Origin of the sequence: Actinoplanes oryzae (assembly GCF_030757795.1) — a bacterium.
GTDB lineage: Bacteria > Actinomycetota > Actinomycetes > Mycobacteriales > Micromonosporaceae > Actinoplanes.
In genome coordinates, this window is sequence record NZ_JAUQWH010000042.1 from 24,209 (window position 1) to 46,868 (window position 22,660).

The window sequence follows — 22,660 nt, forward strand, 5'->3', positions numbered from 1 at the left end:
CCTGGCCATTTGCCATCAAGCCATTCATTTCTCGCTCACGGCCAGGTACTGGCGGAGCACGAAAAGGCCACGCATTATTAGTACCCGACGAGAGAGCGATACGCGCAACAGTCTGTGCTGATGCCTGGAGGTAGCGGCGCCATGACCGAGGAGCCAGCACAACGACCGTCCCACAAGGCTTTGGCAGCGCTCCGCCTCACAGCCTGGACGGCGGCCATTACAGGCGTTGTCATTGTCACCTTGCTAGCCGGCGTCGGCCTTGCCGCCGTCCTGGCGCAGCGAGGAGCGTCGGAGGAGTGGCAGATCTGGAGCGACGTCGGCCAGACGTTCGGCGTCCTCAGTTCCATCATCAGCAGCCTGGCACTTGTGGCGGTCATCATCACCGCTAGGCAGAACAGTAGAGAGCTCGGGCATCAGCGCCGATTACTCGCACGCACCTCACACGCCAACTTGGGCATGCTTCACCAGCAACTCCTGAAAATGGGCGTCGATGACCAAGACTTAGCCGACGTTTGGCCCGCGATGCACCCGGCACGGACAGCAGGCGATGTCCGGCGCCTGCTGTACGCCAACATGATTTGGTCCTTTCACCTACGCGCTCACGAGTCCGAGGATCTTCCCGCAGCGTCCCAGGTCGGTAATCTGCGGTATCTGTTCTCATCCCCGGTCATGCGCGAATACTGGCAGGCCGCAGCGGAGGCGAGGAAGCACCTTGATCCCAACAGCACGGAGTTCGCCCTGGCTCAACACGTCACCAGGATCTGCGCTGAGTACGACGAAGCGGCGGCCCGCCACCCGCAGTCAGATCCCGGCATCCCGGCTCGACGTAACACGCCCCAGCGTCGAAACCTGAGGTTTCGACCAAGGCGTCGCACGCCTAGTTGACGGAGATGTCCGACCTTGCTGCCACGAGTGTTTCCCGGGTAATCACGACGATGCGCTCGTAGTCCGCCAAACCTGCATCGGACGGCAATCCGGCGCTGAGTTCAGCCGTCCGATCGGTGCCGATCACCGCGAACGAGCCGTCGATGAGCTCGAAGATGTCGGGGCAGGTGGCATTGTTCAGACTCCCTCGCTCGCTGGGACTTTTTCCGATACGACGCACAAACTCCATGGACCGACCCTTCTTACGCAGGGAACCGATACGGCGTTTACACCACGAAACGCGATACACCGCACCTCGCCCCGTGAGCGAAGGCGCGAAGCCTCCATAGCTTGACGCCGGGGATTTGACACAGGACGAGGGCCGGTCGGCCCAAGACTCAGCCGCACATGTGATTGTAAGTGGCTGAGGTCTGCATTAAGCCTCAGGGATGTCCCGCTTCGCGGCCACCAGCGTCTCCCGCGTGATAACGACAATTCGTTCGTCCGGGGCACGGCCTGCGTCCACCGGGAGAGCAGCCTCCAGCTCCCTGGTCATGTCCGTTCCGATGACGGCGAAACGGCCGTCGTCGAGCTCGAGGATGTCGGGACATGTCCCGTTGCTCAGGCTCCGGCGCTGCGCGGGAGTGGTTCCCAGCCGGCGTGTGAAGCGCACTGACTTGCCACCTTTCGACGGGCGCTGACCACTGGGCGTGATCGGATTGGCACGCCCGGCGCCCTGAGGCGGACTTTAAGGGGCTTCGCGTAATCGGGACAGACGGGAGCGCTCAATGGGCATGGCCCCCGAGCGCCGCGGCGAGAAGAGGACCCAGTTTGTCCAGGGTGGCGGGGTCGAGCAGCTCGGAATGCCGAACTGACAGATCATGGACATGCTGGTCGGCGATCAGGGGCGCCCAGGCCGGGGCGGCTGGCCCGGAGAAGCCCTGCTCCGGCACCGTCGCCTCCACGAAGAGGACCGGGCCGGCGTAGGACGGGTACTCGGCCGTGGCCATGAGGCGGTCGCTGGCCAGGTAGTTCTCCAGGATGAGGGCGATCTGGGCGTCGGTCAGGGCGGCCACCGTGCCACCGGCCGCGCGGACGAAGGCGACTGCCTGGTCCATGGTGAGGTCCGGCGACGGGACTTCGTAGCCCATTTCGGTGAGCAGACCGGCCACGGTGGACGGCGAGGAGGAGGCGTCGCGGCGGGCGTCGAGCATGCCCACGAAGGCGACGTCCCGGCCTCGGGCGCGGAGGGCGGCGGCGACGCAGAGGGCGAGGGCGCCGCCGAAGGACCAGCCGAGGAGGCGGATCGGGCCGGACGGCTGCGCAGCCTCCACCGCAGCAGCGTGTGCGGCGGCCAGGTCGGTCATCGTGTCCGGGAGATCACCGCCGGAGAGCAGGGGCGACTGGAGGCCGATCAGCGGGACGTCGAGGTGGCGGGCCAGGCCGGCGAACTGCCAGGTCAGGCCGCTGGCGGGGGCGAGGCAGAACAACGGCTCCCCGGTACGGCCGCCAGTCAGCGGCAGCACGGGTGCCAGGGCGTCGGGGCCGTCGAAGTCGCCGGTCAGGAGGCGGGCAACGCCGGCGACCGTCGGGGCGGTGAAGAGTCTCGCCACGGGGATGTCGGCGCCGAACTGGGTGCGGAGGGCCGTGGCCAGGCGGACCAGGAGCAGGGAGTGAGCTCCGAGGGTGAAGAAGTCGTCGTCCACCCCGACCGTGGGGACGTCGAGCAGCGATGCCACGAGGGACGCCACCGACGACTCCAGCCGGGAGCGCGGGGTGGAGACGGGCGCCGGGGAAAGGACCGTGGGGAGGGCGTTGCGGTCCACTTTGCCGTTCGGGGTGAGCGGCAGGGCGTCCAGGGTGTGGATGACCGACGGGACCATGTACGGCGGCAGGGCGGCGGCGAAGGCCTCGCGCAGGCCCTCCGGGGTCCCTGTCACGTAGGCCACCAGCTGATCGCCGCGGGCCACGACGACGGCTCGGGTGACGCCGGGGTGGGACAGGGCGACGGACTCGATCTCCTCCGGCTCGATGCGGAAGCCGCGGACCTTGACCTGGTGGTCGGTGCGGCCCAGGTACTCCAGCGAGCCGGCGGCCCAGCGGGCCAGGTCACCGGTGCGGTAGAGGCGCTGACCCGCGGGTCCGGCGACGAAGCGGGAAGCGGTCAGCGCCGGGCGGCCGTGGTAGCCGCGGGTGACCTGGGGGCCGCCGAGGTAAAGCTCTCCCGGCACGCCCGGCGGGACGGCGTTGAGGTGGTCGTCGAGCACGAGGGCCGTGACCCCGGGCAGCGGGCTGCCGATGGAGCCGCGCCAGCCGCCGGCTACCGGGGCCGCGGTGGCCCAGACGGTGACTTCCGTGGGGCCGTACAGGTTGCGGACGGCGGATGTGCGCGAAACCAGGGCTGCGGCGAGGGACTGCGGCAGCGCTTCGCCGCCGACGAGGGCACGGACGCCGGAGAGGTCCACGTCGGACGCTTCGAGGAGCGCCGCCCAGAGCGACGGCGTCGCCTGCATCGCGGTGATGGCGTGCGTGGTGATCAGCTCGGCGAGCAGGCGCGGGTCCCGCACCTGCGACGAAGTGGCCAGCACGACCGTGCCGCCGGCCCGGAGCGTGCCGAGGATCTCCAGGACCGAGATGTCGAAGGACAGCGTGGTGACGGCCAGCAGGCGTTCGCCCGGTGTGAGGGGGAGCGCCTCCAGGAACGAGGACAGGTTGCCGCGCGTGACGACCACGCCCTTGGGGCGGCCGGTCGAGCCGGACGTGTAGAGCACGTAGGCGGCCGAGGACGGCGACGGGTCGGGCGCGGCGAAGGCCGCCGGGGTCACGGCGGCCAGGAACTCCGGATCGATGATCACCGCGGGCCGGGCGTCGGCGACCATGTGGTCGCGGCGGGCCTGCGGGAAGGCGGGATCCAGCGGGAGGTACGCGGCCCCGGCGCGCAGCACGCCGAGCACGGCCACGACCAGGTCCGCCGAGCGCGGCAGGTGGATGCCCACGATGTCGTCCGGGCCCACCCCACGGGCGGCCAGGGCGGCTGCCACGGAGTCCGCGGCTGCGGCGAGTTCGGGCGCGGACAGCACCGTGGAACCGCAGATCAATGATCCGCCGGCCGAGGACGGCGAGGAGGCGGGCGGCACGGACTGCCAGGCGGTCAGGTCGGCCGTGTCGGCGGCGGAGAGGATCGGCAGGGCGGAGAGCGGCGTGGCCGGCGCGGCGACGATTCCCCGCAGCAGCACGCCGAGCCGGTCCAGGAGAGCGGCGGCCGTGCCGGAGGCGAACCGCGACCGGTCGTACTCGAGGAGGACCTCGACCCCCGACGGGCCGCCGTCCACGAAGGTGATGTTGAGGTCCACCTTGGGGTCGGCCGCGACCGGCGGGGCGTCCAGCACCGGCAGCCCGAGCAGCGTGCCGTCCTGCGACGGGCGCGGGAAGTAGCCGATCATCACCTGGAATAGCGGGTTGCGCCCGGCGGCGCGCTGCGGGTTGACCAGCTCGACCACCTGCTGGAACGGGACGTCGGCGTGGTCGAAGGCGGCGAGGTCGGCATCCCGTACGCGGGAGAGCAGTTGATCGAAGGCGGGGTCGCCGGACAGGTCGGCGCGCAGGACGACGGTGTTGACGAAGAAGCCCACGAGGTCGTCGAGGGCGGCGTCGCCGCGGCCGGACGTCGGGGTGCCGATCGGGATGTCGGTGCCGGCGCCGTGGCGGTGCAGCAGCGTGGCGACCGCGGCGTGCAGCGTGATGAACAAGCTGGCCGAGGCGGCGCCGCCGAGGTCGCGGAGCCGGGAGACGAGGTCGCCGGGGAGGGTGGCGGACGCGAGACCGGCCGGGCCGCGTTCGGTCCCGCGCGAGGAGGAAGCGGGGAGGGGGATCTCCGCGGGCAGCTCCCGCAGGGTGGACGCCCACCAGTCGGGGCTTCGGGAGGGCAGGGACAGGACGTAGTCGGCGTACTGCACGGGCAGCGGGTCCCACGACGGCGCCGAGCCGGCGAGCCGGGCCGTGTAGGCGGTGCTCAGGTCGCGCAGCAGCGGCCCGTCGGACCACTCGTCCATGGCGATGTGGTGCAGCATCAGCGTCAGGGTGGTCGCGGGCCCGTCGGCCTCGAGGGAGGCCCGGATCGGCAGGTCCCGGGTGAGGTCGAACGGCTCCCACAACGAGGACGACAGGGGAATGACCGCGGGAGCGGGCAGGACGCGCTGCGCCGACTCCGAGACGACTGTCCGCAACACCTCGTGCCGGGCCACCACGTCGGCCAGGGCGACGGAGAGGACGTCCGGGTCGAGGCGGCCGGCGAGGCGGATGACCAGCGGGTAGTGGTAGGCGGTCGAGCCGGGGTCGAGCCGGTCGAGCAGCCACAGCCGTTGCTGCGCCGGCGACAACGGGATGGTCTCGGGACGAGCGACGGGAGCCAGGGCGACTCGCGCCGATTGTCCGGAGACGGCGGCGAGCCGGGCCGGCGTCCGTGCGTCGAAGAGCGCCCGCAACGACAGGTCGACGCCGAGCGCGGCCCGCACCCGGCCGATCAACCGCAGGGCGATCAGCGAATGGCCGCCCGCCGCGAAGAAGTCGTCCTCCACGCCGAAGGACGGCAACCCCAGCGCCTCGGCGAAGAGCGCCGAGAACAAGGCTTCGCGGTCGGACGCGGGGGGCCGCGAGGTGGAGGCGATCGGGGCCGGGGCGGGCAGGGCCGCGGTGTCCAGCTTGCCGTTGACGGTCAGCGGCAGGGACGGCACGACGGCATACAGCGACGGGACCATGTAGGACGGCAGCCGCTCGGCGACGAAGGCACGGACGTCCGCGGGGGTCGCGGTGCCGACGAGGTAGGCGACCAGCGCGCCGTCGCGGGCGAGCACGGCGGCCTGGCGTACGCCGGGAACGGCCGCGACCGCCGACTCGACCTCGCCCAGCTCGATCCGGTAGCCGCGGATCTTGACCTGGTCGTCGGTGCGGCCGAGGAAGTCGAGGTTGCCGTCGGGGCGCAGCCGCACGAGGTCGCCGGTGCGATAGAGGCGGCCGCCCTCGGCGAAGGGGCTGGCCACGAAGCGGGACGCCGTGAGCCCGGGCCGGTCGAGATAGCCCCGGGCCAGGCCGGCGCCCGCGATGTAGAGCTCGCCGGCGACGCCCGCGGGGACGGGACGCAGCCAGCCGTCGAGGATGTGGGCGACGGTGTTGAAGATCGGGGTGCCGACCGTGGCGGTGGGGCTGTCGGCCGTACCTCCGCCCAGGGTGTTGATCGTGTATTCGGTCGGGCCGTAGAGGTTGTAGCCGGCCACGCCGCCGGTGTCGCGCAGGGTGGCCCAGAGCTTGTCGGAGACCGCCTCGCCGCCGAGCAGCACCAGGCACGGCCGGTGGGCGCCGCCGAGCAGGCCCTCGTCGAGCAGGGCCTGCGCGTACGTGGGCGTGAGGTTGACCACGTCGACCCGGTGCTCGCCGCAGTAGGCGACCAGCGCCCGCCCGTCGCGCCGCAGCTCCTCGTCGGCGATGTGCACGTGGTGGCCCTCGACCAGCCAGAGCAGCTCCTCCCACGACATGTCGAAGGAGAAGCTCACCGTGTGCGCGATGGTCAGCACGCGCCCGCCGGCCGCCTCGATCGTCGGGCCGAAGATCGCCGCGCGGTGGTTGAGCTGCATGTTGGTCAGGCCCCGGTACGGCGTGACGACGCCCTTGGGCCGGCCGGTCGAGCCGGAGGTGTAGATCACGTACGCGGGGCGGTCGAGCCGGCCGGGCGCGCCGGGCGCGAAGTCGTCGAGCCACGGCTCCCCCACCTCGCGGTAGAGGCCGGCGAGCGAGTCGAGCACCACGACGGGGCGGGCGTCGTCGATCATGGCCCGGCGCCGGTCCGCGGGCAGATCAAGATCCAGCGGCAGGTACGCGGCCCCGGCGCGCAGCACGGCGAACAGCGCGACGACCATGTCGATCCCGCGCGGCAGCGCGAGCCCGACGATCTGCTCGGGCCCGGCGCCGAGGGCCCGCAGTCCCCGGGCGACGGCGCTGACCCGGCCGTCCAGTTCGGCGTAGCTGATCGTGGTGCCGTCATGGGTGAGCGCCGCGGCGGTCGGGGTCTTTGCCGCCTGCATGGCCAGCATCTCCGCGATGGTGACGTCCGGGATGTCCGCCCCGGCGCCGGTGAGCGGCGGCGGGGCCGGAAGCGCCACGGCGCCCGCCTGGTTCGCGGCGTCGAAGGTGGTCAGCACCGCACGCAGCCGGTCCAGGAGCGACTGTGCCGACGCGGCGGGGACGACGTCCGGGCGGTACTCGAGGCGGATGCGCAGGGCGCGGCCGGGCGTCGCGACCCAGGTCAGCGGGTAGTGCGTCGCGTCCAGCGCCGTCACGCCGACGATGCCGTGCTCGGCCTCGAGGTCGTCGAACGTGTCGTCGCCGAGGAAGTTCTGGAGCACGTACAGGCTGTCGAACAGCTGCTCGTGGCCGGCCGCGCGCTGGATGTCGCCCAGGCCCGCGTACTCGTGGGGCATGAGCTCGATGCGCTCGGCCTGGACCCGCCGCAGCACCTCGGCCAGCGGCTCGGCCGCGGCGAAGGTGACGCGCTGCGGCACGGTGTTGAGGAACACGCCGACGACGTCCTCGATGCCGTCCAGCTCGGTGGGCCGCCCGGCCACGGTGGTGCCGAAGACCGCCTCGGCGCGCCCGGACGCGTGGGCCAGCACCAGCCCGAGCGCCGTGCTGAGCAGCGCGTTGAGGGTGACGCCGGCGGCCCGGGCCTGCTCGGTGAGGTGCGCGGTCTGCTCCTCGGTGAGCTGCAGGGCGAGGCTCTCGGCGAGCACCGGCCGGGTGCCCGCCGCGGCCGGGTAGAGGATCGTCGGCTCGGCTCCGGCCAGGTGGTCCGCCCAGGCGCGCAGCGACGCGTCCCGGTCCTGCCGGGCGATCCACTCCAGATAGTCGGTGAAGCTCGCGGTGCGCGCGGGGACGGGCTTCCCGGCGTACGCCCCGAAGAGGTCCCGCAGCACCAGCTCCCGCGACCACCCGTCCCAGAGCAGCAGGTGATAGGTGAACAGCAGCCGGTCGCGCCCGTCGGGGCGCCGGAGCACGGTGAGCCGGGCGAGCGGCGGGTCCGCCAGGTCGAACGGGCGGGTCCGGTCCTCGTGGAGCGCGTCCTCGTGGTCCTCGGCGACGGTCACGGTCGCCGGCACCTCGCGGCGCAGGACGGCGCCCTCGTCCGTGAAGCCGAGCCGGGCCGCCGGATGCGCCGCCAGCACCTTGGCGAAGGCGGCTTCCAGGGCGGCGGCGTCGATGCGGTGGTCGACGTCGAACACGTTCTGGGCGATGTAGACGTCGGCGTCGCCCGCGAGCTTCGCCTGGAAGTAGAGGCCCTCCTGCAGCGGCGACATCGGCAGCACGCGCTCGGCGGCCGGGGCCAGCTCGGCGGCCCACGCGTCGGCGATCGCCCGCGTGGCGTCGAGACCCAGGCCCTCGTCCGCGTAGGTGAGCACGGCGTGCAGCTCCCCGCCCCGGAGGGCGACGTTCACTTCGAGCAGGTACGGGGTGCCGAGGTCGGCGTCCGGGCGGACGCGGAGGTCCGCGGGGTCGCTCGTCCAGTCGCCGTCCTCGTCGGCGAACCGGCCCAGATAGTTGAACAGCACCTGCGGCGTGCCGAGGCGGGCGAGGGCGGCGGCGCTGCGCGGGTTGACGTAGCGCAGCAGGCCGTAGCCCAGCCCGTCGCCGTCGGGCAGGGCGGGCAGCCGGACCGGGGCGATCGAGGTGAACCAGCCGACCGTGCGGGACAGGTCCGCGCCGGCGACGGGCTCGCGGCCGTGGCGTTCGAGGTCGACGGTGAGGTCGCCGTCCGTACCCCGCCAGGTGTTGACCGCCTTGTGCAACGCCGTCAGCAGGGTGGCCTGGACGTCGCCGGTGAGCTCCACGGGGATCCGGAGCTCGTGGTCGCGGGTGCCGCCGACGGTCAGGCCGAAGGTGACGGCCGCGGGGTCGAGCTCGCCGCCGGGGGCGAGGGCCCGCTGCCACTGCGGGAACTCGGCCAGCCGTGCGGCGCTGCCGGCTTCCTCGGTGAGATCCCTGGCAAAGGTACGCAGGCTCGTGGCGACCGGGTCGAGGACGCCGTGCTCGTACGCGGTGCGCAGGTCCTCGATCAGGATGTGCCACGAGACGCCGTCGACGACCAGGTGGTGGGCGACCAGGAGCAGCCTGTGCTCGGTGCGGAACCAGACCGCCTCCAGGACGTGCCCGGCCTCGGGATCCAGCCGGCTCACCGCGGCCTCGGCCTCGCGCCGGAAGTCGCCGCCGTCCACAATGGTGAGCCGGGCGCTCCCGGTGGTGGTCACCTCCTGGGACCAGAGCATGGGCGCCGGGCGGCTGAGCCTCAGACGCAGCGCGTCGTGGTGGGCGACCAGCGCGTCGAGCGCGGCCCGCAGCCTCTCCGGGGTCGCGTCCGCGGGGGTACGGATCAGGTCGGCCTGGTGCAGCCGGTTGATGCCGCCGCCCAGTTCGGCGAGGCGGTGCACGATCGGGAGCAGGGCGATCTCCCCGACGCCGTCGCCGGTCCGCTGCGGCGCCGCGGCCGGTTCCGTGCCGGCGAGCGCCTGGGGCGTGCGCTTGAGGAAGACGTCGCGCGGGGAGATCCGGAGGCCGGTGCGCTTGGCCCGGTTGACCAGCTGGATCGCGACGATGCTGTCGCCGCCGAGGGTGAAGAAGTCGCCGTCGGCCGGGACCGCGTCGAGGCCCAGGACGTCGGCGAAGAGGGCCTGGAGCGCCGCGGTCGCCGGGTTGGTGGCGATCTCCGCTGGTTCCGTCCGCCGTGCGGGAGCCGGGAGGGCGGCGCGGTCGAGCTTGCCGTTGACGGTCAGCGGCAGCGCGTCGAGGGTGACGAACGCGGCCGGGACCATGTAGCCGGGCAGCACCGTGGCGAGGTGCGCGCGGACCGCGTCGACGTCGGGGCGGCTGCCCTGCCGGGCGACGAGGTAGGCGACGAGCTTGCCGTCGCGGACGAGCACGGCGGTGTTGGCGACCCCGGGCAGCGCGAGCAGGGCGGACTCGATCTCGCCGAGCTCGATCCGGTAGCCGCGGATCTTCACCTGGTCGTCGCCGCGCCCGAGGTAGACCAGCTCGCCGTCCTCCCAGCGGGCCAGGTCGCCGGAGCGGTAGAGCCGGCCGGGGCCGAACGGGTTCGCGACGAACCGGCTCGCCGTCAGGCCCGGGCGGTCGAGGTAGCCGCGGGCCAGCTGGTCGCCGGCGACGTACATCTCGCCGGTCACGCCCTCGGGGACCGGCTGCAGGTACGCGTCGAGCACGTGGACGGTCAGGCCGGGCAGGGCGGCGCCGATGACGCTCGGCTTGTGCACGTCGGTCGCGTGCAGCTCGCGGAAGGAGACGTGGACGGTGGTCTCCGTGATGCCGTACATGTTGATCAGCCGGGCGGTGGCGGCACCCTCGAACCAGCCGGTCAGGCGGCCCGGGTCGAGGGCTTCGCCGCCGAAGACGACGTAGCGGAGCTGCTCGTTGCGCGCCACGCCGGCTTCCAGGAGCGGGAAGAAGGCCGACGGGGTCTGGTTGAGCACGGTGACGCCCTCGTGGTCCAGGAGGTCGCGGAAGCGCTCCGGGTCACGGACGACATCGTTCGGGACGAGCACGAGGCGGCCGCCGTGCAGCAGCGGGCCCCAGAGCTCCCAGACCGAGAAGTCGAACGCGTACGAGTGGAACATCGTCCACACGTCGTCCGCGCCGACGTCGAACAGCCCGGCCGCGGCCGCGAACAGCTCGCGGACGTTGCGGTGGGTGACGACGACGCCCTTGGGCTTGCCGGTGGACCCGGAGGTGTAGATGACGTACGCCGCGTTGTCGGCGGTCGTCCGCGTCGCGGGCCGGGTCGTCGGCCGGCCCGGGGCGTCGACGCCGATGCCGCCGTCGCCGATCAGGACGACCGGCTGGGCGTCCTGGAGAATGTGGTCCTGGCGCTTGGCCGGGGCGGCGCTGTCGACGGGGACGTAGCAGCCGCCGGCCTTGACGACGGCGAGGAGGGCCACGACGAGGTCGGTGGTGCGCGGGAGGCGGACGGCGACCCGGCTCTCGGGGCGCACGCCGCGGGCGATGAGCTCGTGGGCGAGCTGGTTGGCGCGGGCCTCGAGCTGGGCGTAGGTGAGGTCGCCGACGGCGATCGCGTCGGGGCTGTCGAGCGAGATGTCCAGGGTGCCGGCGTCGTTGTGCTCGTCGGCGGCGGCGGGTGCTGCGGGTGCTGCGCCGACGTGCTTGGCGCCGACGGCGGGGGCGGCGGGTGCTGCGCCGACGTGCTTGGCGCCGGCGGCGGGTGCTGCTTCGGCGCGACCCCCGCGAGCCCGCCCTCCCAGGGGGAGCCCCCGCTGGTCATTGTCGTGGAGAGCAGGGGCGGCGTGCGCAGCGGCCTGTGGGTAACCCGCTTCTGTGGAAAACGCCGCGCCCAGCGAGAGGGCGGCCACCGGCCGGCCCGGGTCGTCGATCAGCTGCTCGACGACCCGGGCCACCTGGGCGACGAGGCGGGCGGCCGCCGCGGCGCCGACCGCTTCGTCGTACTTGATCTCCAGGGTCAGGCGGTCGCCGGGGAAGGCGACCAGCGAGACCGGGTAGTGCGGGGAGTCCGTGCCGGTGAAGCCGGTCACGCCCAGGCCGTCGGCGCTGTCGGCGGAGACCGGGGGGAAGTTCTCGACGACGACCATGGAGTCGAAGAGCTCGCGCGCCCCGGCCAGGCGGGTCAGCTCGGCGAGGCCTGCCTGCTGGACGTCGAGGACGTCGGTCTGCTGGTCCTGGAGGCGGCGCAGGACGTCGGCGACGGGTTCGCCGGGGTGCCAGGACATCGGCACGGGGACGGTGTTGATGAGCAGGCCGACGATGGTCTCCACGCCGGGCAGGTCGCCGCCGCGGCCGGAGACCGTGGAGCCGAAGACGACGCTGTCGCGGCCGAGCAGGCGGCCGAGGACCAGGCCCCACGCGCCGTGGACGAGGGTGCTCACGGTGATGCCGTGCGCCCGGGCTGCCGCGGTCAGGTCGGCGGTGCGGTCCACGTACGCGAAGGCGCTCTCGTGATGCGACACGGTGGTGATCTCGGGGTAGAGCGCGGTCGGCTCGATGCCCGCGAGCGCCTCCGCCCAGCGGGAGAGCGTGGACGGGCGGGTGACGACGGATTCGACGTGGTCGTGGAAGGTGGCGACCGGCGGCGGCAGGGAGCGGCCGTGGTAGGCGGCGACGATGTCGGAGAAGACCAGCGGGTACGACCAGCCGTCGGCGAGGATGTGGTGCATCGTCTCGACGAGGCGGTGTTCCGTGGGGCTCAGCGACACCAGCGCGTAGCGCAGCAGCGGCGGTGCGGCCAGGTCGAACGGCCGCGCGAGTTCGTCGGCGGCAACGGCGGCGAGGTCGGCACCGGCACAGGTTCGCCACGGCACCTCGACGTCGCGCGCGATGACCTGGACGATGCGGCCGTCCTGCGTTTCGCGGAAGGAGGCCCGCAGGGCCTCGTGCCGGCGCACCACGGTTTCCACGGCTGCCCGCAGCCGGTCGGGGTCGACCGGCCCGGAGAGGGCGGCGATCTGCTGCACCGCGTACGTGTCCACATCGGACGTCACGGCGTGGAAGTACATGCCCTCCTGCAGCGGCAGCAGCGGCAGCACGTCCGCCGCGTCCCCGAAGGCGTCGACGTCGGCCTGGGTGAGCGGCACCAGCGGGAAGTCGGCCGGCGTGTGCCCGCTGACGTCGGTGCCGGCGAGTTCGCGCAGGACGGCGGTCCAGTGCTCGGCGAGCGCGACGACCCGGTCCTCGGCCAGCAGGTGCGCGGGCCACGACAGGGTGGCTTCGAAGGTACCGCCCGTCACGTGGGCGTTGATCTCCAGCGGCATGGCCGGGTTGGCGGGGTCGACGCCCTCGCGGAGCGGGGCCGCCGGGGACCAGTCGCCGCCGTCGTCCGCGCCGAAGCGGCCGAGATAGTTGAAGAGGATCTCGGGCGCCGGGCCGAAGTCGTGCCCGTGCAGCCAGCGCAGCGAGCCGTAGCCGAGCCCGTCGGTGGGCACGGCCCGGAGCTGCTCCTTGACCGCGCGCACGGCCGCGACGAGGTCGGTGGTGCTGCCGGGATCGAGCCGGACCGGGTGGATGGCGGTGAACCAGCCGACCGTCCGGGAGAGGTCGTGCTCGCCCGTGCGCCCGTGCCCCTCGAGGCTGACCAGCACCGGCGCGTCCGAGCCCCGCCACCGGTTGACCGCGACGGCGAGACCGGTGAGCAGCACGTCGTTCGCGCCGCCGTAGAAGGTGGCGGGCAGCGTGTCGAGTAGCGGCGAGGCGGGCAGCGACACGGTGATCGACCGGACGGTCGCCGCGGTGTCCACCGCCGGATCCGCCGGCCGGTCGCCCAGCAGCAGCCGGGGGCCCGAGAGAACGTGCTGCCAGAACGCGACCTGGGACGCGTACGACGGCTGGGCGGCGGCGAACGTCCGGAACGACGTCCCCACCTCGTCGAGCGGCAGACCGGCACCGGCCCGGCGCAGGTCGTCGGTGAGGACGCGCCACGAGACGCCGTCGATGACCAGGTGGTGGATGACGAGCAGCAACCGCCGCCCGTCCCACCCGGCGCGCACCATGACGCCCGCGGCCGGATCCAGCTGAGCCACCAGCGCGGGCTCGTCGATCGGGCCCTCCACCAGGACGTCCCGCTCGGCGGGCGGGGGAACGTGCAGCGTGCCGTCGAACGTGGCCCGCAGCAGGTCGTGCCGGTCGAGCAGCGCCTGCAGGATGCGCACCAGGGAGGAGCGGGTCAACGACGCCGGCGTGTGCCAGGCCATCGACTGGTAGAAGTGCCCCAGCGGGGTCGCCGACTGCACGGTCTCGGCGATCATCGGGGTGAGGGCCACGTCGCCGAGGCCGTCGTCCTTCGCGACAGGGGCCACGGTCGCGGGCAGGGCGGCGGCGAGGGCCTGCACGCTGCGGCGGCGGAAGACGTCCCGCGGGGTCACCTGCAGGCCCGCCTTGCGCGCGCGGCCGGCCACGGCGATGGACGAGATGCTGTCGCCGCCGATGGCGAAGAAGTCGTCGTCGATGCCGACCTCGTCGAGGCCCAGCACGGCGGCGTAGATGCCGGCGAGCACCTGTTCCCGTTCGTCGCGCGGGGCCCGCACCACGCCGAGGATCGGGGTCGCCTCGGGCAGCGCCTTGACGTCCAGCTTGCCGTTCACCGTGAGCGGCAGGGCGGGAACAAGGGCATAGAGCGAGGGCACCATGTACGACGGCAGCCGCGATGACAGCGCGGCGCGCAGCTCCGCCAAATCCAGGGATCCGACCACATAGGCGTGCAGCTTCCCGTCGCGGGCGAGCACGGCGGCCTGCCGCACACCGGGCACGGCGGCGACGGCGGATTCCACCTCGCCCAGCTCGATGCGGTAGCCGCGGATCTTCACCTGGTCGTCGCTGCGGCCGAGGAAGTCGAGGTTCCCGTCGGGGCGCTCCCGCACCAGGTCGCCGGTGCGATAGAGGCGCTCGCCCGACGAGGAGGCCACGAAGCGGGAGGCGGTGAGCCCGGGCCGGCCGAGGTAGCCCCGGGCCAGGCCGGCGCCGGCGATGTAGAGCTCGCCGACGACGCCGGGCGGGACGGGACGCAGCCACTCGTCGAGCACGTGGCCCACGGTGTTGAAGATGGGCTTGCCGACGGTGGGGGTGGGGCTGTCGGCCGTACCGGCGCCCAGGGTGTTGATCGTGTATTCGGTCGGGCCGTAGAGGTTGTAGCCGGCCGGGCCGTCCGGGTCGCTCAGCCGCGACCACACCGCGTCGGTCACCGCCTCGCCGCCGAGGAGGACGAGCCACATCCGATGCCCGCCGCCGACCGTGCGAGCCGTATCTGCCGCATCGGCCACGCGGCCGCCGAGCGTGCGAGCCGCACCGGCCACGCCGCCGGAGGAACCGTCGAGCAGGCCCTCGTCGAAGAGCGATCCGGCGTACGTGGGCGTCACATTGATCACGTCGATGCCGTGCTCGCGGCAGTAGGCGACCAGCGCCGTCGCGTCGCGTCGCAGCTCCTCGTCGCAGACGTGCACCTCGTGGCCCTCGACGAGCCACAGCAGTTCCTCCCACGACATGTCGAAGGAGAAGCTCACCGTGTGCGCGATCCGCAGCCGCTCGACGCCGGCCGCCCGGGCCCGCGCGACGGTCGGGTCGAAGATCTCCGCCCGGTGGTTGAGCTGCATGTTCGTCAGCCCCCGGTACGGCGTGACGACGCCCTTGGGCGTGCCGGTCGACCCGGAGGTGTAGATCACGTAGGCGGGCCGGTCGAGCGCCACCGGCACCCGCACCGGGGAGGTGTCGTCGCTCGCGATCCCGTCCAGCGACGACAGCACCAGCAGGGGGCGGGCGTCGTCGATCATCAGCTGACGGCGTTCCGGCGGCAGATCAAGATCCAGCGGGAGGTACGCGGCCCCGGCGCGCAGCACGGCGAACAGCGCCACGACCATGTCGATGCCGCGCGGCAGCGCGAGTGCCACGATCTGCTCGGGCCCGGCGCCGCGGGCGATCAGTCCCCGGGCGACGGCGTTGATCCGCGCGTCCAGCTCGGCATAGGTGAGCCGCTGGGCGCCGAACACCAGGCTGGTCAGCGAGGGCGTACGGGCGGCCTGCTCCGCGAGCATGCCGGCGATGGACGTCTCCGGGATGCCGGTCTCGTGCCCGGCGAGCACGTGCGAGTCGCCGAGCGGGACGGCGCCCGCCTGCACGTCGAGGCCGTCGGCGAGGAACCGGACGACCGCGAGGAACTCGTCGACCAGGGTCCGCGCGGCGGCGGCGGTGATCACGTCCGGGCGGTACTCGAGCTTGACGCGCAGGTTGGCGCCGGGCGTCAGGACCCAGGTCAGCGGATAGTGCGTCGTGTCCGTGTACTGCACGTCCACGATGCCCTGCGCCGCCTCGAGCTCGGCGAACGTGTCGTCGGCGAGGAAGTTCTGCAGCACGTACAGGGTGTCGAAGAGCTGCTCGTGGCCCGTGGCGCGCTGGATGTCGCCCAGGCCCAGATATTCGTGCGGCGCCAGGTCGATGCGGTCCTGCTGGGCGCGGCGGGCCAGGTCGGCGACCGTCGCGGCGGGCGTGGCGGCGACCCGGGCGGGCACGGTGTTGAGGAACAGGCCGATGACGTTCTCGATGCCGGGCAGCCCGGTGGGGCGCCCGGCGACGGTGGTGCCGAAGGTGACGTCGCCCCGGCCGGTGCGGTGGCCCAGGACCAGCCCGAGGGCGACGGTCAGCACGGAGTTGAGCGTGACGCCGGCGCGCCGGGCCTGCTCGGTGAGCCGGGTCGTGACCGTGGTCGGGAGGGCGGCGAGGATCCGCTCGGACAGCATCGGCTCCCGGCCGGCCGCCTCGGGCACCACGATCGTCGGCTCGTCCAGGGCGGCGCGCCAGGCGGCGGCGGAGGCGTCCCTGTCCTGGGCGGCGATCCACGCCAGGTAGTCGGGGAAGCCGGGGCCGTCGAGCGGGAGGGCGCCGGTCTCGCCCCGGGTGTCGTACAGGGCGAAGAGCTCGCGCAGGACCAGCTCGCGCGACCAGCCGTCCCACAGCAGGAAGTGACAGGTCAGGAGCATCCGGTCGGTGCCGTCGGCGTTGCGGATGACGGTGAGCCGGATCAGCGGCGGGTCGGCGAGGTCGAACGGCTGCACCAGATCGGCCGCGGTGCGGGCGTCGGCGTCCCCCTCGGCGACCGTGACGACCGCCGGCACGTGCGCGGCGATGCGTTGCTGCGGCCGGGGTTCGCCCACGAAGGCCGCGCGCAGGGTCGGGTGCCGGTCGAGCAGCGCGGCGAAGGCCAGCTCCAGCGCCGGCACGTCGAGGCGCCGGTCGAAGTCGAACACGTTCTGCGCGATGTAGGTGCTGGCGCCGTCGGCGTACGTGGCCTGGTAGTAGACGCCCTGCTGCAGCGGGGAGAGGTCCCAGACCTCGTCGTCGCCGGTCGGCGCCGGCGCGAGGACGGGCCCGTCGGCGGTCGCGGCGACGGCGGCTGCCGTACGGGTGCGGAAGATGTCCTGGGTGGACAGGGTGAGGCCGTCCTTCGTGAGCAGGTTGACGAGGCGGATCGCGGAGATGCTGTCGCCGCCGCGGGCGAAGAAGTCGTCGTGGATGCCGACGGTCCCGCCGCCCAGCACCTCGGCGAAGCGGGCGACCACCTGCGCCTCGCGCGGCGTGCGCGGGGGCTCGGCGACGGCGGCGACCGGGTCGGGCAGGGCGCGGCGGTCGCGCTTGCCGTTCGGCAGCAGCGGCAGCGCGTCGAGCACGGTCACGGTCGCCGGCACCAGGTAGGCGGGCAGTTCCTCGCGCAGCGTGGCGAGCAGCGCGGGCGGGTCGAGGGTCTCCCCGGGCTCGGCGACGACGTACCCGTGAAGGCTGCGGCCGTTGCGCGCCACGGCGACGGCTTCGCGCACCCCGAGCCGGCGCAGCAGGGCGGCCTCGACCTCGGCCAGCTCGACGCGGTGCCCGTTGACCTTGACCTGGTCGTCGTTGCGGCCGAGGAACTCGACGCGGTCACCGATCCAGCGGCCGAGGTCGCCCGTACGGTAGAGCCGCTCGCCGTTCTCGGAAGCGACGAACCGCGCCGCCGTGGCACCACCCTGGCCGCGATAGCCCCGGGCCAGCTGGACGCCGCCGACGTAGATCTCGCCGACCGCCCCGGGAGCGACGGGCTGCAACGCGGCGTCGAGCAGCAGGATCCGCACCCCCGGCACGGCCCGGCCCAAGGTGACGACGTCACCCGGCACGACCGGCCCGGCCAGCACGTCGCCGGTGTTCTCCGACGCCCCGTACGAGTTGACGATCTCCGCCCCGGGCGAAGCGGCGGCCAGCGCGGCAACCGTGTCGCCGTCGAGCGCCTCCCCACTGGTGATCCACCGCCGCACATGCCCCAACTTCCCCGGTACCGTTTCGGCAAGGGCGCTCGCCAGACTGGGCACAGCAAGCAGTTGCGTGGCCCCGGTTTCCGAGACCAGCGCGGCCAGGGCGGCGCCGTCCGCGGCGGCCGTCTCGTCGGCGATGACCACCGTGGCCCCGGCGACCAGCCCGCCGAGCAGCTCGGTCGTGCCGTCGATGAAGCTCATCGAGCTCTTCGCGACCCGGATCTCCCCGTCCCAGGCCTCACGGGCCCAGGCGAGCCGGTTGGCCAGGGCGCCGTGGGTGCCGACGACCGCCTTGGGCCGCCCGGTCGAGCCGGACGTGTAGATCACCGACGCGGCATCCAGCGGTCCGATCCCCGCCTGCGGCGCCGCGCCCCGGGCGGTGCGCAGCCGGATCACCGGGAGGTCGTGCGGCGGCAGGGCCCGGTTGCTCGCATCGTCGGCGAGGACGGCGACGGGCCGCGCGTCGTCGAGCATGAACTCGATGCGGGCGGCCGGGTAGCCGGGGTCGACGGGCAGGTAGGCGGCTCCCGCGCGCAGCACGCCGAGCAGGGCGACGGGCAGGTCGGCGGTCCTGCGCGTGGCGACCGCGACGACGTCCCCGCGGCTCACCCCCGCCGCCCGGAGCGTGGCCGCGACGGCGCCCGATCGCTCCGCGAGCTCGGCGTAGGTCAGCGTGGTGGCGCCGGCCCGGACGGCGACGGCGGCGGGGTCGTTGTCCGCGAGGAGATCCAGGATGGTGCCGGAGCTGTCCGGAGCGTCGCCCATCCCCCGGGCCAGGACGTCCTCGACGTCGTCGACCAGGCGGAGAGCGTTGACGGCCGTCGTGTCGGCGGCCTCCACAACGCGCTTGTACTGATCAAGCAGACGAGCGGCGACATCGGGCGCGAGCCGGTGGGTCAGGGTGACGGAGACGGTGTCGCCGGGCTTGACCATCAGGGTCGCCGGATAGTGCGGCGCCTCGATCACGTCCATGCCGCTGATCCGCAGGTCCCCGCCCGCGGGTGCCGCGGCGGCCGGATAGTTCTCGACCACGACCAGGGTGTCGAACAGCTCCGGCAGCCCGATCCGCCGCTGGATCTCGGCGAGAGACGTGTGCTCGTGCTCGACCACCTCGCGCTGGTCCGCGGCGAACCGGCGCAGCACGTCGGCCAGGGTCTCCGCCCCGGACCAGCGGACCCGGGCCGGGACGGTGTTGATCGCGAGGCCGACGACGGCGTCGATGCCGGGCAGGTCGCCGCCGCGCCCCGAGACCGTCGAGCCGAAGACGACGTCGCTGCGCCCGGTGACCCGGCCGACGAGCACGCCCCAGGCGGCGGCGAGCACGTTGCTGACCGTGACGCCGTGCCGCCGGGCGACCTCCCGGACCAGCGCACCGTCCACGGTGGTGGTCAGAGATCCGGCTTCCTGCGCCGGGAGGCCCAGCAGGGTGGGTTCGGTCACGCCGTCGAGCAGGCGTGCGTACGCCTCCGGGTCACCGTCGCCCCGCTGCTCGAGGAAGTCCCGGTACGCCGGTGCGGGCTGCAGGGGCAGGCCGGCGTACAGGGAAAGGAGGTCGTTGAGGACGAGCGGCACGGACCAGCCGTCGGCGACGATGTGGTGCACGGTCTGCACCAGGACGTGCCGCTGCTCGCCGGTCCGGACCAGGGCGAAGCGCATGCCCGGCGCCCGCGACAGGTCGAAGGTGCGCTCGCCGCCGGCCACGGTGCCGACGTCCCCGCCCACGACGTAGCGCCACGGCACCCGCACGCCGTCCCGCACGACCGCGAGGACCTGGCCGTCGCCGACCGGCTCGTAGGAGGCGGCCAGGTTGGGGTAGCGGTCGAGGAGGGCGTCCGCGGCGCGGTGCAGCCGCTCGGCGTCCAGGGGGCCGTCGAGATGGATGAGCTGCTGGACCACGTACGGGTCGGCGCCCGGCGTGAACGTCGCGTGGAAGTAGAGCCCGGCCTGCAGCGGGGTGAGCGGCAGCACGTCGCGCACCCCGGCGCCGAGCGCGTCGACGTCGGCCTGGGCGAGCGTGACCAGCGGGAAGTCGGAGGGGGTGTGCCCGGCGACGGCGGGGTCGGCGGCGAGGGCGGTGAGCAGCCGGGTCCAGCGGTCGGCGAGCTGCCGCACCCGGTCGCGGGTCAGGAGGCGCCCGGGCCAGCTGAAGACGGCTTCGAGCCTGCCGTCGATGGTGACGGCGTTGACTTCCAGGGCCCGGGGCAGGGGCATGCGCGGGTCGCGGCGTTCGACGACGGCGGTGTCGATGCGGCCGAGGTAGTTGAAGAGCACCTGCGGCTGCACGGCCAGTTCGCGGTGGCCGTGGGGATAGCGCAGGACGCCGTACGAGATGCCGTTGCGCGGCACCGCCCGCAGCTGCTCCTTGACGGCCTTGACCGCGGCGGCCGGGGCGAGGCCGGTGACGTCGAGCGGCACCGGGAAGAGGGTGGTGAACCAGCCGAAGGTGCGGGACAGGTCGAGGTCGGCGACGTCCTCCTCGCGGCCGTGGCCCTCCAGCTCGAGCAGGAACGGCTCGTCCGGGGAGACGGCCAGCGCGAGCGCCGCCACCAGCGCGTCGTTCACGCCGCCGTGGATCGCCGCCGGGACCGCGCCCAGCAGCCGCTCGGTGACCTCGGCGCTCAGCTCGACGGTCAGGGTCTCCTCGGTGGCCACGGTGTCGATCGCCGGGTCGAGCGGGCGGTCGCCCAGCGGCCGGACCGGCACCGCGGCAGCCGCCCGCCAGAACGGCAGATCGTCGCTGAGGTCGGCGGCTCGCAACGCCGTGGCCCAGTGCCGGAACGAAGTGGGTGCGGGCGAGACTCCGTTGCGCACGTCCTCGGCGAGCACCCGCAGCGAGACGCCGTCGACGACCGTGTGGTGCACTGCCACGATCAAATCGCCGTCCCGGTACGAGAACGCGACGAGCTGGTCGAGGGAGAGCCGGGCGGCCGTCGCCTCCAGATCCTCGCCGTAGCGGAGCACGTCCAGGGCGCCGACCGGCCGGATCGTCAGGACGTCGCCGCGCAGCGAGGCCCGGAGCACGTCGTGCGCCGCCAGCAGCCCGTCGACGAGCGCGGGCACGTCGGCGTCCGCGGGCAGCGGCACGGTGATCGCCTGGAAGAAGCCGTCGTGCGCGTTGCCGACCTCGTCCAGCCAGGTGAGGATCGGGGTGGGCGGCACCTCCCCGATCGCCGCGACGGCGGCTTCCTCGCCGGGAGCGGAGGCGCCCACGACCAGGGCGAGCGCGGCGGGCGTCGGGTGGGCGAAGAGGTCGCGGGCGCGCAAAGTGAAGCCGGCGCGGCGGGCGGCGCGGACGGCACCGATCGCGACGATGCTGTCGCCGCCGAGCGCGAAGAAGTCGTCCTCCGCCCCGACCGCGTCGAGGCCGAGCACCGACGCGAAGACCTCGCAGAGCCGCGCCTCGGTCTCGGTCTCGGGGGCGCGTGAGCGGGCGGGGCCGAGCACCGGCACGGGCAGCGCCCGCCGGTCCACCTTGCCGTTGGCGGTGAGCGGGAAGGCGTCGAGGACCACGAACACCGACGGGACCATGTACTCGGGGAGGCGGTCGGCGCACCAGGCCCGGAGTTCGTCCGGCGTGGCGGGGGCGCCGAGGACGGCATAGCCGATCAGGTGCCGGTCGTGGACGGTGACGACGGCCTGGCGTACGGCGGGGTGGGTGGCCGCGGCGGACTCGACCTCCTCGAGCTCCAGACGCATGCCGCGGATCTTCACCTGGTTGTCGGCGCGCCCGACGAACTCGAGGCTGCCGTCGCCGGTCCACCTGGCCAGGTCGCCGGTGCGGTAGAGCCGGCTGCCCGGTTCACCGAACGGGTTCGCGACGAACCTGTTCGCGGTGAGGCCCGGGGCGTTGACGTAGCCGCGGCCGAGGAGGAAGCCGGCCGCGTACAGCTCGCCCGTGACGCCGGGGCCGACCGGGTTCAGCTCGTCGTCGAGGACGTACAGCTGGGTGTGCGGGTTGGGGCGGCCGATCGACGTGGCGATGCGCTCGGCGGAGTCGCGGTAGATCACGTGGGAGACGCCGATGGTGGCCTCGGCCGGGCCGTACCCGTGGTAGAGGGTCGTGGTCAGCTGGGCCCGGAAGCGCTCGAACAGCTCGGGCGTCAGCACCTCACCGCCGCACCAGACGTGGCGCAGCCCGTCGAGCAGGTGGGTGCCGTGGGCGAGCTGGAGCAGCACGTCCAGCATGGAGCTGACCAGGTAGACGAAGGTCACGCCCTCGGTGGCGATCAGGTCGAGCAGGTACTGCGGGTCGCGTTCGCCGCCGGGCTCGGCCACGACGACGTAGCCGCCGGAGACCAGGGGCAGCAGGATCTCGTTGACGCTGATGTCGAAGGAGAGCGGCGCCTTGAAGAGCGTCGCGTCGCCGGGGCCGAAGTGCAGGATCTCGTCGCGCTGCCAGCGGAGGCGCTCGTGGATCGCCTCGTGGCGGATCATCGCGCCCTTGGGCTTGCCCGTCGACCCCGAGGTGAAGATCACGTAGGCGAGGCGGGCCGGATCGATCGCGGGCTGATCCGACATTTCCCCCGTGGCCGGGATGTCCGTCCCGGTGAGGGTGATCGTCGCGCCCGCCTCGTTGAGGACCTGCGCGCGCCGCTGGCCGGGCCAGGCGGGATCGACCGGGACGAACGCCGCCCCGGCGACCATGATGCCGAGGACGGCGATCACCATCTCGGCCGAGCGGGGCATCCCGACGCCGACGACGTCCTCGGGGCCGATCCCCCGCTCCCGCAGCCGCGCGGCCAGGGCGTGGACCCGGCCGCTCAGCTCCGCGTACGTCAGCCGGGTCTCCCCCGCGACCAGCGCCAGCGCCTCCGGCGTGCGCGCCGCCTGCGCCAGGAAAGCCGCCACGACGGTCGAGGTCTCCGCCGGTCGCGTGTGGTTGTTCCACCGCTCGAGCAGGTCGTCGATCCCCTGGAGCCCAGCCGTCATCAGTTCCGCCCTCCGATGTG

The 22,660-nt window shown here is 73.3% G+C and carries 3 protein-coding genes; 1 reads left to right on the forward strand and 2 read right to left on the reverse strand.

All coding sequences use genetic code 11. The features are described 5' to 3' along the window. Positions 1-141: 141 nt before the first annotated feature. Complete coding sequence (locus RBH18_RS16365; RefSeq protein ID WP_306208565.1) at positions 142-885, forward strand: DUF6082 family protein; 744 nt, start codon at positions 142-144, stop codon at positions 883-885. Here RBH18_RS16365 and RBH18_RS16370 read toward each other — a convergent pair. Together RBH18_RS16370 and RBH18_RS16375 are read right to left on the reverse strand one after the other, a co-directional pair. Then, positions 878-1,114: a hypothetical protein gene (locus RBH18_RS16370; RefSeq protein WP_306208567.1), complete on the reverse strand. Its 237-nt coding sequence runs from the start codon at positions 1,112-1,114 to the stop codon at positions 878-880. The genes RBH18_RS16365 and RBH18_RS16370 overlap by 8 nt on opposite strands. Before the next feature lie 535 nt (positions 1,115-1,649). Continuing rightward, entirely contained in the window at positions 1,650-22,640 is a 20,991-nt protein-coding gene (locus tag RBH18_RS16375) for a non-ribosomal peptide synthetase (protein ID WP_306208569.1), read from the reverse strand. Positions 22,641-22,660 lie beyond the last annotated feature (20 nt).

Excerpts from the sequence above, each read along its gene's own strand:
- RBH18_RS16365 (WP_306208565.1), top strand. The coding sequence starts at position 142 with ATGACCGAGGAGCCAGCACAACGACCGTCCCACAAGGCTTTGGCAGCG.
- RBH18_RS16370 (WP_306208567.1), bottom strand. The coding sequence starts at position 1,114 with ATGGAGTTTGTGCGTCGTATCGGAAAAAGTCCCAGCGAGCGAGGGAGT.
- RBH18_RS16375 (WP_306208569.1), bottom strand. The coding sequence starts at position 22,640 with ATGACGGCTGGGCTCCAGGGGATCGACGACCTGCTCGAGCGGTGGAAC.